At 71.1% G+C, this 15,598-nt stretch carries 14 protein-coding genes; 10 read left to right on the forward strand and 4 right to left on the reverse strand.

Annotated features, from left to right (window positions below):
* Positions 1-618 precede the first annotated feature (618 nt).
* The 3 genes from AC3DEV_RS07375 (at position 619) to AC3DEV_RS07385 (ending at position 3,277) form a co-directional block, all read left to right on the forward strand.
* Positions 619-1,692 carry a 3-deoxy-7-phosphoheptulonate synthase gene (locus AC3DEV_RS07375; protein ID WP_488371700.1) on the forward strand — a complete coding sequence of 358 codons (1,074 nt, stop codon included), beginning with the start codon at positions 619-621 and terminating at the stop codon, positions 1,690-1,692.
* 125 nt (positions 1,693-1,817) lie between these two features.
* Entirely contained in the window at positions 1,818-2,585 is a 768-nt protein-coding gene (locus tag AC3DEV_RS07380) for an isoprenyl transferase (RefSeq protein WP_067715669.1), read from the forward strand.
* Complete coding sequence (locus tag AC3DEV_RS07385; protein WP_268099981.1) at positions 2,585-3,277, forward strand: MOSC domain-containing protein; 693 nt, start codon at positions 2,585-2,587, stop codon at positions 3,275-3,277. The genes AC3DEV_RS07380 and AC3DEV_RS07385 overlap by 1 nt, the downstream gene beginning before the upstream one ends.
* 58 nt (positions 3,278-3,335) lie before the next feature.
* Here the strand turns inward: AC3DEV_RS07385 and AC3DEV_RS07390 are convergent, their stop codons facing one another.
* Together AC3DEV_RS07390 and AC3DEV_RS07395 are read right to left on the reverse strand one after the other, a co-directional pair.
* Entirely contained in the window at positions 3,336-4,943 is a 1,608-nt protein-coding gene (locus tag AC3DEV_RS07390) for a PH domain-containing protein (protein WP_488371701.1), read from the reverse strand.
* The gene (locus AC3DEV_RS07395; protein ID WP_163375994.1) at positions 4,940-5,428 is read right to left on the reverse strand and encodes a PH domain-containing protein; all 489 of its coding nucleotides are present in this window, start codon (positions 5,426-5,428) and stop codon (positions 4,940-4,942) included. Before AC3DEV_RS07395 ends, AC3DEV_RS07390 begins: the two co-directional genes overlap by 4 nt.
* A gap of 37 nt (positions 5,429-5,465) precedes the next feature.
* On the opposite strand from AC3DEV_RS07395, the gene AC3DEV_RS07400 reads away from it, so the two are divergent.
* A complete protein-coding gene (locus AC3DEV_RS07400) occupies positions 5,466-6,566 on the forward strand; it encodes a tocopherol cyclase family protein (protein ID WP_488371702.1) in 1,101 nt (366 codons plus the stop codon).
* On the opposite strand, the gene coaA is transcribed toward AC3DEV_RS07400, so the two are convergent.
* The gene (gene coaA / locus AC3DEV_RS07405; RefSeq protein ID WP_069388860.1) at positions 6,563-7,495 is read right to left on the reverse strand and encodes a type I pantothenate kinase; all 933 of its coding nucleotides are present in this window, start codon (positions 7,493-7,495) and stop codon (positions 6,563-6,565) included. The two genes, AC3DEV_RS07400 and coaA, sit on opposite strands and share 4 nt — an antisense overlap.
* A gap of 133 nt (positions 7,496-7,628) precedes the next feature.
* Between coaA and glyA the strand changes: the two genes are divergently transcribed.
* Complete coding sequence (glyA, locus tag AC3DEV_RS07410) at positions 7,629-8,933, forward strand: serine hydroxymethyltransferase (RefSeq protein ID WP_488371703.1); 1,305 nt, start codon at positions 7,629-7,631, stop codon at positions 8,931-8,933.
* A 32-nt stretch (positions 8,934-8,965) separates the two neighbouring features.
* Positions 8,966-9,682, forward strand: a complete 717-nt coding sequence (locus AC3DEV_RS07415; RefSeq protein ID WP_488371704.1) for a LysR family transcriptional regulator substrate-binding protein — start codon at positions 8,966-8,968, stop codon at positions 9,680-9,682.
* Between the two features lie 61 nt (positions 9,683-9,743).
* Here AC3DEV_RS07415 and AC3DEV_RS07420 read toward each other — a convergent pair whose 3' ends face one another.
* A complete protein-coding gene (locus tag AC3DEV_RS07420; protein ID WP_167457811.1) occupies positions 9,744-10,394 on the reverse strand; it encodes a TetR/AcrR family transcriptional regulator in 651 nt (216 codons plus the stop codon).
* A 118-nt stretch (positions 10,395-10,512) separates the two neighbouring features.
* On the opposite strand from AC3DEV_RS07420, the gene AC3DEV_RS07425 reads away from it, so the two are divergent.
* The 4 genes from AC3DEV_RS07425 (at position 10,513) to AC3DEV_RS07440 (ending at position 15,550) form a co-directional block, all read left to right on the forward strand.
* A complete protein-coding gene (locus tag AC3DEV_RS07425) occupies positions 10,513-12,201 on the forward strand; it encodes a class I adenylate-forming enzyme family protein (RefSeq protein WP_488371705.1) in 1,689 nt (562 codons plus the stop codon).
* 1 nt (position 12,202) lies between these two features.
* Positions 12,203-13,585, forward strand: coding sequence for an MFS transporter (locus tag AC3DEV_RS07430; protein ID WP_488371706.1), 1,383 nt, complete (start codon positions 12,203-12,205; stop codon positions 13,583-13,585).
* Between the two features lie 67 nt (positions 13,586-13,652).
* Positions 13,653-14,726, forward strand: coding sequence for a phosphotransferase family protein (locus tag AC3DEV_RS07435; RefSeq protein ID WP_488371707.1), 1,074 nt, complete (start codon positions 13,653-13,655; stop codon positions 14,724-14,726).
* Between the two features lie 62 nt (positions 14,727-14,788).
* Positions 14,789-15,550, forward strand: a complete 762-nt coding sequence (locus AC3DEV_RS07440) for an SDR family NAD(P)-dependent oxidoreductase (protein ID WP_472983145.1) — start codon at positions 14,789-14,791, stop codon at positions 15,548-15,550.
* The last annotated feature ends 48 nt before the right edge of the window (positions 15,551-15,598 follow it).

Genomic DNA, 15,598 nt, shown 5'->3' on the forward strand with positions numbered 1-15,598 from the left:
GGCGTGCAGCCGGGTCGCCGCGGCGAGGTTCTGCGCCAGCGTCACCGACCGGGCCACCTCGCTGAGCGCTGACGCGTCCAACGACTCCAACGGCTCATCCACCGCGCGCAGCGCCCAGAAGTCGGAAAGGCTCATCGTCGTCGTGTTCATGACCCCGTCCTTCCTGCGCCTCACGCGTGCTGGGCTCCCACTCGAATATAAGTTCGACTATACCGGCTATGAGAAACTAGCGCAAGTGTTCGATTGGGAGGACTGTCGCCGCGCGGGCGGAGGTGGAGAACGTCCGGTCCCACACATAGCGAGAGGTGGTGGCGACGAACCCCGTGGCCGCCCCTCGGCGGGGAGGTGGGTGACCCGAGACGATCCGATTCTGTTATCGTGGCCGGCATGTCGAACGCTCGCGCTTATTGGCGCTTTATGTGGGCTCCGGGTGGAGCCCGCGCCGCGAGCGCACGCGTCCGCTAGACGGACGTCTCGACACCCGGAGCCCAGAGGCGGTGACCACCATGGTCGCCGCCTTCCGCCTTTCCAGACGGCGGATCCGGGTGCGCGACACAGGGCACCGAAGAGATCACGGCACCCGGCCCGCCACGACCACATCGCCAGGAGTGCACAGCCGTGACCGTCACCGCCGAGAACCCCACCCAGACCGCCGACAGGCGGGTCCTGTCCTACTCCCCGTTGCCGACGCCGACCGAGATCCTCGGCGAACTCCCGCTGGGCGAGGCCCGCGAGGCGCTGGTCGAGCGCAGCCGCGCCGAGGTCGCCGACGTGCTCGCCGGGCGCGACGACCGCCTGCTCGTGGTCGTCGGCCCGTGTTCGGTCCACGACACCGAGGCGGCCCTCGACTACGCGGCGCGACTCGCCGCGCTCGCGGAGGAGACGGCTGAGGACCTGCTGATCGTGATGCGCGTGTACTTCGAGAAGCCGCGCACCACCGTCGGGTGGAAAGGCCTCATCAACGACCCCGCGCTCGACGGGAGCTACGACATCCCGCGCGGCCTGCGCACCGCCCGCACCCTGCTGCTCGACGTGCTCGACCTGGGGCTGCCCGTGGGGACCGAGTTCCTCGAGCCGACCAGCCCGCAGTACATCGCCGACGCCGTATCCTGGGGCGCGATCGGCGCCCGCACCACGGAGAGTCAGGTGCACCGTCAGCTGGTGTCGGGACTGTCGATGCCGGTGGGCTTCAAGAACGGGACCGACGGCGAGGTCCAGGTCGCGGTCGACGGCTGCCGGTCGTCGGCGGCGCGGCACGTGTTCTTCGGCACCGACGCCGACGGCCGGGCCTCCGTCGTGGAGACCGCCGGCAACACCGACTGCCACGTCATCCTCCGCGGCGGGACCGGTGGACCCAACCACGACGCCGAGTCCGTCGCGTCGGCCGTCGCGGCGGTCGGCAAGGTTGGCCTGCCCGGTCTGGTGATGGTGGACGCGAGCCACGCCAACTCGGGCAAGTCACACGAGCGTCAGGCCGAGGTCGTGGCCGAGCTGGCCGAGCGGATCGGCGCGGGGGAGCAGGGCATCTCCGGACTGATGATCGAGAGCTTCCTCGAGCCCGGCGCCCAGTCCGTCGAGGCCGACGAGCTGGTGTACGGCCGGTCCGTGACGGACGCGTGCATCGGCTGGGACACCACCGCCGACAGCCTGCGCGCGCTCGCCGCGGCCGTCCGCCGGGGCCGACGAGGCTGACCGCCGCCACCCTCGCCGCCGGCCCCGCCGCGGCCCTCGCTGTTGGCCCCGCGCCCCTGTCGGCCCGGGGTCGGCGGCCCGAGGGGCACCACTGGGCGGGCGACGGCGCGCGGTACCCTTTCCGCGTGGCCGTCTCCTTCCCCCTGTACTCGCTGTACGAAGCGCGCCTTCGCGCCTCGTTGGACGAGTCGAGGCTGCCGAGGCACATCGCCGTGATGGCGGACGGGAACCGCCGGTGGGCACGTGAGGCGGGGTTCACTGACGTCGCGCACGGTCACCGGGCGGGCGCGGTCAAGATCGCCGAGATGCTGGGGTGGTGTGACGACCTCGGTGTAGACGTTGCCACCATTTACCTGCTCAGCACGGAGAACCTCGGCCGCGATGCCGAGGAACTCGATGAACTGCTGCAGATCATCGCGGACGTGGTGGACGAGATCACCGGCCCGGGGAAGAACTGGGAGGTCCGGATCGTCGGGCGTCTCGAGGTGCTGCCGGACTGGCTCGCCGAGCGACTGCGCCACGCCGAGCAGGTGAGCAGGGGCCGGCCGGGCGTCAAGGTCAACGTCGCGGTCGGCTACGGCGGGCGGCAGGAGATCGCCGACGCCGCCCGCGAGCTGGTCCAGGAGCTGATCGACAAGGGCTGCAGCGGACAGGAGCTGGTCGACGCGATCACCGTCGACGGCATCGGCGAGCACCTCTACACCTCGGGCCAGCCCGACCCGGACCTCGTGATCCGCACCTCCGGCGAGCAGCGGCTCTCGGGCTTCCTGCTGTGGCAGAGCGCGTATTCGGAGATCTGGTTCACCGAGGCGTACTGGCCGGCGTTCCGGCGGGTCGACTTCCTCCGGGCGATGCGCGAGTACGGAGCCCGCAACCGTCGGTTCGGTCAGTGATGGTCGGCGCGGAGGCGGAGCGCGCGCCGATCACCGTGGGCGAGGTGTTCACCGTCCGCGCCGTGTGCGTGGTGGACCAACTGCTCGAGGTGCCCGGCCGGGTCGGCGTCACCGCGATCGACAAGCGGCCCGTCGACGGGCCCGTCCAGGTGCGCGAGTACGGCCTCCACGGCGACGTCCAGGCAGATCGCCAGCACCACGGCGGGGTGTGGAAGGCCGTCTACCTGCTCTCGGACTCCGACGTCGAGCAGTGGGAGCCCGAGTTCGGCGGCCCGATCCCGCCCGGGTACTTCGGCGAGAACCTGCGCGTGGCGGGGGTCGACACCTCGCAGTTGCAGATCGGCACCGTGCTGGAGGTGGGCCGCCTGCGCATGGAGGTCACGACGCCGCGGATCCCGTGTCAGACCTTCGGCCACCACGTGGGCAAGCCGCGCTGGGTGCGGCGCTTCACCGAGGGCGGGCGCCCGGGCGCGTACGCGCGGGTCCTCGCCGCGGGCCCCGTCGAGGCCGGGGACGAGATCCGGGTGGTCGCCGTGCCCACGCACGGGGTCACGATCGGGCGGGTCTTCGCCGGGGTCGACGACGACGAGGCCCGGCGGCTCCTCGACGAGTACGCGCTGTCCGACCTGGCGCCCAGTCTGGTCCGGAAGCTGGATCCGGCGACCGACGACAGGCCCGTGGACGCCGACTGACCGGGCTCGCGCCCGCGCGGGGTGGCTCGGCCGCGGAGTCGCTCAGCTGCGGAGTCGCTCAGTCGCGTGGCTCGGCCAGGTGGTCCCACACGTCGCCGGCGGTCGACCACACCTCGTGCGCCTCGGCCTCGGCGACGTCCGGCAGTCGGAACGCACCGCCGCCGCCCGCCGAGGTCGCCACTAGCGTCACCAGCCCTGCCCGGCGCTGGAACGGGGTGCGCCGCACGTTCCAGCCGAGGATCCCGTCGCGGTACAGGGCATCGGTTCGTCGCAGGAGCGACCCCTTACGGACCGTGACCACGGTGCCGCCCACCGCGTGGCCGAGTCCGCGGTAGTTGTCGACCGCGGCCCACGCGGCGACCGTCCCACCGACCGCGGCCACGGTGACGGGAACCCACCACAGCCACGGCCACACGAGCGCGGGTACGAGGGCGATCCCGGTGAGGGCGAGGGTGGCGGCCACCGCGCGGACGGCTCGTCGTCGTCGTGCCACAGGCGGATGGGAGCGCAGCGCGTCCGGCCCCGGTGTGCCCGCCGCCGCATCCGGCGTGCCCGCCGCCGTACCCGGCACCGGTGTCCCGAGCATCTCCGCCGCCACGCCAGCCGCCACGTCGCGCGGCGAGGCCGGGACCAGCGCAGGGCTCTGCTTGGGCTTGCCGTTCTCGTCGTTGCCGATACCCACGCCGGTGGCGATCACGTCCAGCCGGGCGGCCCCGACCGCGCGGAACCCCGGCGGCTCGTGCAGCGTGATGCCACGGACGCGTCGGCCGTCGAACGTCGCGTGCCGGCCCACGACCAGGCCTCGGCGAAGTTCGAGCGACCCGTCGCGGTGACGCTCGAGGCGCATGCCCCACCAGTTCTCCACGAACAGCACTGTGGCGGCGACGGTGCCGATGGCCAGGGTCAGAGCCACCACGCCGATGGCGAGGACCGGCAGCGGTAGCCCGCCGACGCGGTCCCAGACCCACTCCAGCACCGCCGGCACCGCGTTGAACCAGTCGGCCACCTGGAGCACGATGCCGAAGCCCACCAGGCCGAACACCGGCGTCATGAGGCTGGCCGGGGCGTAGCGGACCCACCGGGGATCGAGGCGGGCGAGTTCGTGGGTGTCCGCGCCGGCACGGTCGGCGAGCAGTCGGCGGCGCAGGTCTTCGGCCTCGGAGCGGTCGAGGGCGGCCAGCGTCATCCTCGAACCGTCGGTCTCACCGCTGGCCAGTTTGAGGGTGGCGATACCGAGGCGACGCTGGACGACGTCGGCGGTGATCTCCACGTTGCGGACCCGGTGCGTCGAGAGCGTCGAGGTGGTGCTCGACAGGAAGCGGACCCGGCGCTCGATCCGGTGGGCGTCGACGCGGTAGCGGGTCACCGTCAGGCGGGCGGACTCGGCGATCGCGGTGGCGACGGTCCCGACGACCACCCCGCCCACCGTCCAGAGGAGGACCCAGCCGATGGCCAGGCCGCCCACCAGCATGCCGATCGCCGTCGGCACCGCCGCGGCGACGAGTGCCGCGGCGACCACCACGGTCGTGGAGGTGATCGTCCGACGGTCCAGCGGCAGCCAGTCTTCATGGTCCGCGCCGGCGGGGCGGTCCGCGCCCGCGGGACCGCCCGGACCGGCGAGGTCGGAGGGGCGGTGCGGGCCGACCGGATCGGTCGGGCCGGTCATGTGGCGTCTCGCTGATCGTCCTCGGCGAGGAGGGTGAGGCGGTCGGCCATCTCCTCGGCCTGCGTGGCGTCGAGGGCGCTGATGCGCACCGCACCCTTGGACGAGGCGGTGGTGACCACGACGGTGGCGAGGCCGAACTGTCGCTGGAGCGGGCCGCGGGTCTTGTCGACGGTCTGGACGCGCGACAGGGGAGCCGCCCGCCACTCCTCCCAGAACAGTCCACTACGGCTGTAGACGGCGGTGTCGGTGGCCTCCCAGCGGTGGATCGCCCACCGCACCCGGGGCACCACTACCAGCGCCGCTGCTGTCAGCAACGCCCACCCGGCGGTGGCGAGGAGCATCCACGGGCCCACGATCAGCGTCGATGCCGCCAGCACGAGCAGTGGCCCGACCATCCACAGGGCGACCTGCGCCGTCCACCATCGTCGGCACCGGGGATCGACCCGTTCCCTGGGCGGACGGAGGCCGAGTTGAGTCGCATTCACGGCTTCACCCTAAGCCGATTATGGGACGCTGAACCCCATGGGACTCCTCCGGCGATACCGGGCGACCGGCGCAGACCTGCCCTTCGGCGATCCGCTCCGCGCACACGACGTGGCCATGGAGGGGTACTTCCTCCGCGTCACCGATCGCGAGCGCGGGCGCGTGGTGATCGCCCTCATCGGGGTCAACCGGGGACCCGACGGGCACTGGGCGACGCTCGGGCTCGCCTCCGACGAGGCGCCCATCCCGATCGAGGCCGGTGGATCGCGCCGGGACGGAGACGGGAACTCCTCCTCGTCGTCGTCATCGTCGTCGTCCACCCTCCGCCTCATGGCCGCGCCCGACGGCTGGGCGGATCCGGACCGGATCGGCGCCCGCTCCGGCGAGCTGTTCGAGTACCGATCCGACGCGGTCCGCGTGGACATGGGAGAGGGCGCCCGGCTGCACGTGACCATCACCGAGCCGGTGCAGTGGCCGCACCCCGCCGTCGGCGGCTCGAGCATCTTCCAGTCAGTGCCCGCCCTCAATCAGTACTGGCACCCCTGGCTGCTCGGCGGTCGCGCCAGCGGATGGGCCGAACTCGACGGCGAGCACTGGGAGTTCGACGGTGCCGAGGTGTACGGCGAGAAGAACTGGGGCGCCGAGGGCTTCCCCGACTCGTGGTGGTGGGGGCAGGCGCAGGCGTTCTCCGAGCCGAACACGTGCGTGGCGTTCGCCGGCGGGCAGATCCACTCCGGGCCGCTGCGCACCGAGGTGACTGCGGTTGTCGTGCGACTGCCCGGCGGGAAGGTCATCCGGCTGGGCAACCCGGTCGTCTCGCCGGTCCGCGCCGAGGTGACCGACGAGCGGTGGGAGTTCGAGGGTCGCGGCTATGGCTGGCAGGTGCGCATCAGCGGGCGTTCGCCCCTGGACCGCGCGCACGTGCTGCCGGTCCCGCTGCCATCGGAGAAGCGCAACTCCGCCGGGTCGATCGAGCACCTGGCCGGTGAGCTCGAGGTGGAGGTGCGCCGGCACGGTCGGCTGGTGTGGTCGGACCGCAGTGCCCTGGCCGCGCTCGAACACGGCGGGCTCGACCGCGCCGAGGCCGAGTTGCGGCGGCGCGGTGTTCCGGAGGGGGAGACGGGCGCGCCGCCGCTCTAGATCTTGCGCAGGCGCAGCCGCTGGATGGAGTGGTCCGAGTTCTTGCGGAGCACCAGCGTCGCGCGCGGCCGGGTCGGCAGGATGTTCTCCACCAGGTTCGGCCGGTTGATCGACGTCCAGATCTCGCGGGCGGCGAGCCGGGCCGCCTTGTCGGACAGGTCGGCGTAGTGCGCGAAGTGCGAGTTGGGGTTGGAGAACGACGTGCTCCGCAGTTCGAGGAAGCGCTCGACGTACCACTGTTCGATGTCCTCGATCCGCGCGTCGACGTAGAGCGAGAAGTCGAACAGGTCCGAGACCATGAGGCGCGGACCCGTCTGCAGGACGTTGAGGCCCTCCACGATGAGGATGTCGGGTCGGCGGACCTCGATGAACTCGCCGGGCACGATGTCGTACTTGGTGTGTGAGTACACCGGCGCGCGCACGACCGGGGCTCCGGATTTGACCTCGGTGACGAACCGCAGCAGCGCGCGCCGGTCGTACGACTCGGGGTAGCCCTTGCGGTGCATCAGTCCGCGCCGCTGGAGTTCGCGGTTGGGGTGAAGGAAGCCGTCGGTGGTGATGAGGTCCACCCGGGGGTGGGAGTCCCAGCGGGTGAGCAGCGCGCGCAGCACACGGGCGGAGGTGGACTTGCCGACCGCCACCGATCCGGCCACGCCGATCACGAACGGCATGGGGGCGTCCACGGTCTCGCCGAGGAACAGATTGGTCGACTGGAACAACCGCTGTCTGGCGGATACCTGCAGGTGGATGAGCCGGCTCAGCGGCAGGTAGATCTCCGCGATCTCGTCGAGGTCGAGGTGTTCGCCCAGGCCCCGGAGGCCCTCGAGGTCCTGTTCGGTGAGCACCATGGGCATCGCACGCCGCAGGCGCCGCCAGCTCCGACGGTCGAACTCGACGTACGGCGTGTAGTCGCCGGCTTGTCTGCTCACGGTTCCCGATTGTGGCAGGTGGCCACGGGGGAGGGGGTGTCAGGGTGGCGTGGCACTAGACTGACGACGACGAGACGAGCCGTGGCCCCACACGATTCGTACGAAGTGCAAAGCCCACGTGCGAGGAGCAACGATGACCGACCCGAACACCGACGTGTTCACCGCCTCCCTGACCGAGCTCGATCCGGAGGTCGCCGAGGCGATGGCCGGCGAGCTCGCCCGACAGCGAGACACGCTCGAGATGATCGCGTCGGAGAACTTCGTGCCGCGCTCGGTCCTGCAGGCGCAGGGCTCCGTGCTCACCAACAAGTACGCCGAGGGGTACCCGGGTCGCCGTTACTACGGCGGCTGCGAGCACGTGGACGTGGTGGAGAACCTGGCTCGTGACCGTGCCAAGGAGGTCTTCGGCGCCAAGTACGCGAACGTCCAGCCGCACGCCGGCGCCCAGGCCAATGCCGCGGTGCTCATGGCGCTCGCGAAGCCGGGGTCCAAGATCATGGGCCTGTCGCTCGCCCACGGCGGGCACCTCACGCACGGCATGAAGCTCAACTTCTCCGGCCAGCTCTACGAGGTCGCCGCCTACGAGGTGGATCCGGAGACCATGCAGGTCAACATGGACACCGTCCGGGCGATGGCGCTGGCGGAGAAGCCGGATGTCATCATCGCCGGCTGGTCGGCCTACCCGCGGACCCTGGATTTCGCGAAGTTCCGCGAGATCGCCGACGAGGTCGGCGCCAAGCTGTGGGTGGACATGGCTCACTTCGCCGGCCTCGTGGCCGCCGGCCTGCACCCGAGCCCCGTCCCGCACGCCGACGTCGCCTCCACGACCGTCCACAAGACGCTCGGCGGGCCGCGCTCCGGCATGATCCTCACCAACGACCTCGAGCTGTTCAAGAAGCTCAACTCGTCGGTGTTCCCGGGCCAGCAGGGCGGACCGCTCATGCACGCGATCGCCGCCAAGGCCACCGCGATGAAGATCGCCGGCACGGAGCAGTTCCGCGAGCGTCAGCAGCGCACGATCGAGGGTGCCCAGATCCTCGCCGAGCGGCTCACCGCCCAGGATTGCCGGGACGCCGGCGTCTCCGTCCTCACCGGCGGCACGGACGTGCACCTCGTCCTGGTGGACCTGCGTGACTCCGAGCTCGACGGCCAGCAGGCGGAGGACCTCCTCCACGAGGTCGGGATCACGGTGAACCGCAACGCGGTGCCGTTCGACCCGCGTCCGCCGATGGTGACCTCCGGCCTGCGCATCGGCACGCCCGCCCTGGCCACCCGCGGGTTCGAAGCCGAGGACTTCCGTGAGGTCGCGGACATCATCGGCACCGCGTTGGCCGCGGGCACGGGCGCCGACGTCACCGCCCTGCGTGAGCGCGTGTCCGCGCTGGCCGCGTCGAAGCCGCTGTACGAGGGGCTCGAGGACTGGAAGATCCTGGGCTGAGACCGGACCGAGACGACGACAGGCGGGGGTCGATGACCGACGAGAATGCGGGCACCGACGCCTGTCTTCGTGTCGGCTACGTCCCCGGTGTACAGCCGGACAAGTGGCTCGCGCGGTGGCGCGAGCGCAATCCGCGCGTGCCGATCTCGGCCCGGCGCGCCGGTGACCCGCGCGCGCAGCTCGCGGACTCCTCCGGCGACGACGGCTTCGACGTGATCTTCCTCCGCGAGCCCGACGATGCACCGCGCTCGGCGCCGGCCGGCCTGCTCCGGGTCCCGCTGTACACCGAGACGATGGCCGTTCTCGCCGAGAAGGACCACGAACTCGCCGCCTTCGACTCGCTGGGGATCGCCGACCTCGAGGGGGAGCGGTGGCTCGAGCCGGTGGACCCCATCACGGCGACGCCCGAGGAGGTGTCCGCCGCGGTGGACCTCGTCGCCGCCGGCGTGGGGTTGCTCGTCCTGCCGGCGCCGTACGCGAGAGCGCTGAGTCGGCGCGACGTGGTCGCGCGGCCCGTCGACGGGGTCCCCGCGACCCGGATGGGCATCGCCTGGTCGCCCGCGAGGGAGACCGATGAGTTGATCGACGAGTTCGTGGGGATCGTGCGGGGTCGCAGGGCGGGCACCTCGCGCGGAGCGGGCGAGCCCCCGCGCGAGAAGCGGACCGCGAAGGAGAAGGCCGCCGCCAAGGCGAAGGCCCGCGCCGAACGTGCGCCGAAGCCGGTGGGTCGGGGGCAGCGCAGACGCTGACCGGGTGGGTCTCAGCCGCGTGCGGCGCGGTCGACCTCAGCCGCGTGCGGCGCGGTCGATCTCAGCCGCGTGCCGCGCCGACCATCCCGCGGGCGAACTCGAGGTGGCGGGCGACGACGTCGTCGGCCGACAGCGGCCCGTCGGGCCGGTACCAGGACGCGATCGACACACACAGTGAGGCGATGGCGCGGGCCGCGTCCTCGGGGTGGGCGCAGGAGAACTCCCCGGAGTCGACACCGGCGCGGATGGCGTCCTCGAGCATCTTCTGCTGCGCATCGCGCTGCGCGATGTGGCGTGCGCGCACGTCCGGGTCCATGCTGCGCATCTCGGTGGACGCCACGAACGCGTGGTCGCGCCGTGCCATGTGGAAGCGGGCGAGGCACTCCACGATGTTCTCGAACCTGGTGACGGTGCGGTCGCCGGCGTCGTCGGCCGCGGCCTGAGTGTGCGTGAGCATCTCCGCCATGGCCTGGTCGACGACCGCTGCGAGGATGGCCTGCTTCGATCGGTAGTGATGGTAGAGGCCCGGCACGGACAGTCCGGCGGCCTCGGCGATCGACCGGATCGAGGCACCGTGATAACCGTGCCGGGCGAAGACTTGCAGGGCCGCGCGGAGCGGAGGGGAGAGTTCGTCGGTGCCGAACTCGCGCCACTGCGCCAACGTCGCGGCCTCCAACGACGCGGCCTCCAACGTCGCGGTCTCCTCACTCATCGTCACAACACTAGCCACCCTTCGCTTGACACCGGTTGTGGTGTGGGTAACACTATGGCACACCGAGCGATCGATCGGTCGGTGGATCGCACAAGGATCGTGAACGAGAGGAGCGAGGATGAGCCAGGAAGCCCCGCGGCCGTGGCGGACGCTGTACCCACCGGGTCTCGACGAGAGCCTCGTGACGCGGCGGTCGACGCTCGTGGACGCCTGGCGTGAGCGTGTCGACTCCTCGCCGGACAGGGCGGCCGTCGCCTACTTCGACACCACGCTGTCGGCCCGCGAGGTCGACGCGATGGCGGATGCGCTCGCCACCGCACTGCAGGTCCGCGGGGTGGCGCCCGGTGACCGCGTCGGCATCCACCTGCAGAACATCCCGCAGTACGCGCTGGCGATGCTGGCGCTGTGGAAGATCGGCGCCGCCGCCGTGGTGCTCAACCCGATGTACTTCGGCCGGGAACTCCGGTTGCCCGTGGAGGACTCCGGTGCCGTGGGGATCATCGCCACCGACCGGGACGCCACGGCGATCCGCGACGCCGTGAGCGGTACGAACGTCGCATGGGTCGTCAGTACGAGCGAGCGGGACCTGCAGACCCGGAACGACCCCCGCGCGTTCGGCGACGACCAGCAGGTCGAGCCTTCGCCGGACGGCGACCTGGTCTCCCTGATCCGCGAGTTCGAGGGCCGCACGCCGGAGCCGGCGGAGGTCACCCCCGACGACCTCGCGCTTCTCACCTACACCTCGGGAACCACCGGGCCGCCCAAGGGGGCGATGAACTCGCATGGCAACGTCATCGCGGTCGCGCGGAGCTTCGCCGACTTCGTCGGTCTGGTGCCGGGCGACGTGGTGCTGGCGATCGCCCCGCTGTTCCACATCACCGGCGCGGTCATCAACGCCACCGTCGCGCTGGTCACCGACTCCACCCTCGTCTTCGCCGGGCGTTTCCGGCCCGGTGTCATGCTGGACGCGTTCCGCGAACACGGGGTCACCTTCACCATCGGCTCCATCACCGCCTACAACGCGCTCATGCGCCTCGACGAGGCGGGACCGGAGCACTTCGCGTCGGTCAAGACCCTGTACAGCGGGGGCGCACCCATCCCGCCCTCGACGGTCGAGCGCTTCGCGGAGCGGTTCGGCCACTACATCCACAACGGATACGGCATGACCGAGACGACCTCCGGGGTCATCGCGGTGCCGCCCGGGCTGCGGGCGCCGGTCGACGAGACCAGCGGCACCCTGTCCATCGGAGTGCCGCTGCCGGGGATCGGCGCGGAGGTCGTCGGCGTCGACGACCAGCCGGTCGCCCCGGGCGAACAGGGCGAGCTCGTCCTGTCGGGACCGCAGATCGTGTCCGGCTACTGGCGCAACGAGGCCGCCACGGCCTCGACCATGCCCGGCGGCCGGCTGCACACCGGCGATGTCGCCGTCATGGACGGCGACGGCTGGGTGTACCTCGTGGACCGCCTCAAGGATCAGATCAACGCCTCCGGTTACAAGGTCTGGCCGCGGGAGGTCGAGGACGCCCTGTACGAGCACGACGCGGTGTTCGAGGCCGCCGTCGTGGGACTGCCGGACGAGTACCGCGGCGAGAAGGTCGTCGCGTTCGTCTCGCTCAGGGCCGGGCGGACGGCGACCGAGGACGAGCTGATCGCGTTCGCCTCGGAGCGGCTCGCCGCCTACAAGCGGCCGGGCGAGGTCCACGTCGTCGGCGAGCTCCCCAAGACCCAGACCGGAAAGATCCGCCGTCGCGAACTCCGCGACGAACACACCCCCTCCCACTCCTCCACTCCCACCGAAGGGAACTGACATGGCCGAGGCCACCATCGACCCCGACGACCGCGGGCGGGCCGGCGCCACCGCCGCCACCGCCGCCACTGCCGACACCGCAGCCCCACACCAGTCCGACAAGGCGAACCGCGGCAGCGTCCGCTCGTTGGCCGCCAGTACCACCGGGCAGCTGTTCGAGTGGTACGAGTGGACGGCCTATGCGGTCTTCGCCCCGTACATCGCCGCGGTGATGTTCAACAACGAGAACCCGGTCTCGGCGCTGCTGGCCACGTTCGCCGTCTTCGCGGTCGGGTTCCTCATGCGCCCGCTGGGCGGGATCGTCTTCGGCCGGATCGCGGACGTGCGCGGACGCAAGTTCGTCCTCATCACCACCATGCTCATGATGGCCGGCGCCAGCCTGCTCATCGGCCTGCTCCCGAGCTACGAGACGCTCGGGATCTTCGCCTCGGCGCTGCTGCTCCTGTGCCGCATGATCCAGGGCTTCGCCCACGGTGGCGAGTCGGCCACCGCCTACAGCTACGTCGCCGAGATCGCGCCGCCGCACCGTCGCGGTATGTGGGGCAGCCTCGTGTTCGTCGCCATCATGGGCGGCACCGTGATCGCCTACGGCATCGGCGGCGGCATCACCGCCGTGCTCTCCGAGTCCGCCGTCGGCGAGTGGGGCTGGCGCGTGCCGTTCCTGCTCGGCGCCGTGTTCGCCCTGTTCGTGCTGCACCTGCGGTCCGGCATGGAGGAGTCCGACGTCTTCGACAAGGCCGCCGCGGCCGCCGCCGCCGACCCGACCTCGCCGGTCGCCGCGTTCTCGCGACGCAAGCTCGCCGGCGCCATCGCGCTGGTCGTGGCCATGGTCTCCGGCATCACCGTCGCGCACTACACCTGGAGCTCGTACGCCTCGACGTTCGCCATCACGCAGCGTGACATGGACTCGGAGGCCGCGTTCTGGGCGATCTTCGGCAGCCAGCTCATCGCCCTGTGCACCCTCCCGCTGTGGGGTCTGCTCTCGGACCACATCGGCCGTCGCCCGGTCATCTTCATCTTCGCCATCGGCACGATCATCACCACGCCGATGCTCATGGGGATGATCGACGACCGCCCGTGGACGCTGTTCCTCGCCTCGCTCGTCGCCATGACCCTGGTCGCGGCCGCCGGCTCGATCCTGTCCTCCTTCATGTCGGAGGCGTTCCCCACCAAGATGCGCACGGCGGGCATCGGGTTCGCGTACTCCCTGTCCGTCGCGGTGTTCGGCGGCAGTGCGCCGTACCTCAACGCCCAGTTCATCGAGTGGGATCTGTACTGGATGATCAGCGCCTACATCATCGCCCTCTGCGTGGCGACGATGGTCGCGACCGCCTTCATGAAGGAGACCCGGGGTCACGACCTGCACCGTGTCGGCCACAACTGAGCGTCGGCCACAACTGATCCACCCGAACCGCCCGCCCGGTCGCCCATCAACCGCGAGGATCCACGCCATGACCACTTCATCGTCCGAGTCCACGGGACTGTCCGTCGACCTGTTGCTCCGCCCCGACGTCGTGGGGCCGAAGATCGCCGAGGCCACCGGTGACCAGGCCTGGGCGGACTTCGACGCCGACCTCATCGCCGGTGGCAAGTCCAACCTCACGTTCACGCTCCGCTCCGACGCGGGGGAGCTGATCCTGCGGCGACCGCCGACGGGCGAGCTGCTGCCCAGCGCGCACGACATGGGCCGCGAGGCGCGGATCCAGCTCGGGTTGGCGGACACGGACGTGCCGGTCGCGAAGGTGGTGCTCAACGAGACCACCGGTGAGGACCTGGGCGTGCCGTACTACGTGATGGAGAAGGTGGTCGGCCACGTCATCCGTGACGCGTTGCCGGCGGGCTTCGCCGAGTCCGACGACGACAAGGCGGCCATGGCGGACGCCCAGATCGACGCGCTGGTCGCGCTTCACGCCGTGGACCAGAACGCGGTCGGCCTGGGGGATCTCGGCCGCCCGGACGGCTATCTGGAGCGGCAGTTGCGGCGCTGGCTCGGGCAATCCGAGAAGGCGTCCGACTCCGTTCGAGCCGACCGGTTGCCCGACCTGGCCGCCCGTCTCGGTCAGAGCATGCCCACCTCGCCGTCGTCGCGGATCATCCACGGTGACTACCGGCTCGACAACTACGTCGTCGACCCCGACGACCCGGGCCGCATCAAGGCGATCCTCGACTGGGAGCTGTCCACCCTCGGCGATCCGGTCGCCGACCTCGCGCAGACGGTTCTGTACTGGGGTGACCCGGATGGGCCGACGGTGCCGCTCATCCCCAGCATCACCACCGAACCGGGCTGGCCCGGCCCGCAGCGGCTGCTCGACCGGTACTGCGCGGCCACCGGCACCGATCCGTCCCACATGCCGTGGTACCTGGCGTTCGCGACGTTCAAGTTCGCGGCGATCGCCCAGGGCGTGGCGACGCGCTCCGAGGCCGGTGACATGGCGGGTCAGGACTTCGGTGACATCGGCCCGCAGATCCGTGAGCTGGTCGACCACGGCCACTCGATCCTCGACTCCAGGAAGGTGACCAACTGATGGCTGAGTCCTCGTCCGCAGCGCCCACCCCGGTCGATCCAAGGACGGGTCCGCAGGCGGCGGTGCCCGTGCTCGACCGCTTCCGGCTGGATGGCCGCGTCGTGGTGATCACGGGTTCGTCGTCCGGGCTCGGGGCCGGCTTCGCGCGGGCCCTGTCCTCGGCCGGTGCCACGGTCGTCCTGGCGGCCCGGCGCCGCGAGCGGCTCGACGCCCTCGCCGAGGAACTGCGTGCCGCCGGCGGCACCGCCTCGACCGTGGCGTGCGACGTCGCCGACCCCGAGGCGTGCGCGGCGATGGTCCGCGACACGATGGAGGCCCACGGGCGCATCGACGTGCTGGTCAACAACGCCGGCATCGGGACCGCCGTGCCCGCGCTCAAGGAGACCCCCGAGCAGTTCCGCGGGGTGGTGGACGTCAACCTGAACGGCGCCTACTGGGCGGCCAAGGAGTGCGCGGCCGTCATGGAGCCGGGCGCGAGCATCGTCAACGTCGCGAGCGTCCTGGGCCTGACCGCCGGCTTCGCACCGCAGGCCGCCTACTCGGCGACCAAGGCGGCCGTGCTCGGGCTGACCCGCGACCTCGCCGCGCAGTGGGGCAGCCGCCGCGGTATCCGCGTCAACGCGCTGGCCCCCGGCTACTTCGCCTCCGAGATGACCGACGAGATCCCGGAGAAGATGCTCGCGGACATCACCGGCAGTACCATCTTCGGCCGACTGGGGCTCCAGCCCGAGCTCGACTCCGCGCTGCTCTTCCTCGCCTCCGACGCATCGTCGTTCATCACCGGGACCACGCTCGTGGTCGACGGTGGAATGACTCTGCACTGAACCAACTCTGCACTGAACCAACTCAGCACGGACGCAGGCACCACTTCA

It is taken from the genome of Dietzia sp. IBK-p2-15D (genome assembly GCF_057773105.1).

What these genes read in the sequence shown, in the direction of transcription:
- AC3DEV_RS07425 (WP_488371705.1), top strand. Translation starts at nt 10,513, where the DNA reads ATGAGCCAGGAAGCCCCGCGGCCGTGGCGGACGCTGTACCCACCGGGT.
- AC3DEV_RS07390 (WP_488371701.1), bottom strand. Translation starts at nt 4,943, where the DNA reads ATGACCGGCCCGACCGATCCGGTCGGCCCGCACCGCCCCTCCGACCTC.
- glyA (WP_488371703.1), top strand. Translation starts at nt 7,629, where the DNA reads ATGACCGACCCGAACACCGACGTGTTCACCGCCTCCCTGACCGAGCTC.
- AC3DEV_RS07435 (WP_488371707.1), top strand. Translation starts at nt 13,653, where the DNA reads ATGACCACTTCATCGTCCGAGTCCACGGGACTGTCCGTCGACCTGTTG.
- AC3DEV_RS07400 (WP_488371702.1), top strand. Translation starts at nt 5,466, where the DNA reads ATGGGACTCCTCCGGCGATACCGGGCGACCGGCGCAGACCTGCCCTTC.
- AC3DEV_RS07415 (WP_488371704.1), top strand. Translation starts at nt 8,966, where the DNA reads ATGACCGACGAGAATGCGGGCACCGACGCCTGTCTTCGTGTCGGCTAC.
- AC3DEV_RS07385 (WP_268099981.1), top strand. Translation starts at nt 2,585, where the DNA reads ATGGTCGGCGCGGAGGCGGAGCGCGCGCCGATCACCGTGGGCGAGGTG.
- AC3DEV_RS07430 (WP_488371706.1), top strand. Translation starts at nt 12,203, where the DNA reads ATGGCCGAGGCCACCATCGACCCCGACGACCGCGGGCGGGCCGGCGCC.
- AC3DEV_RS07420 (WP_167457811.1), bottom strand. Translation starts at nt 10,394, where the DNA reads ATGAGTGAGGAGACCGCGACGTTGGAGGCCGCGTCGTTGGAGGCCGCG.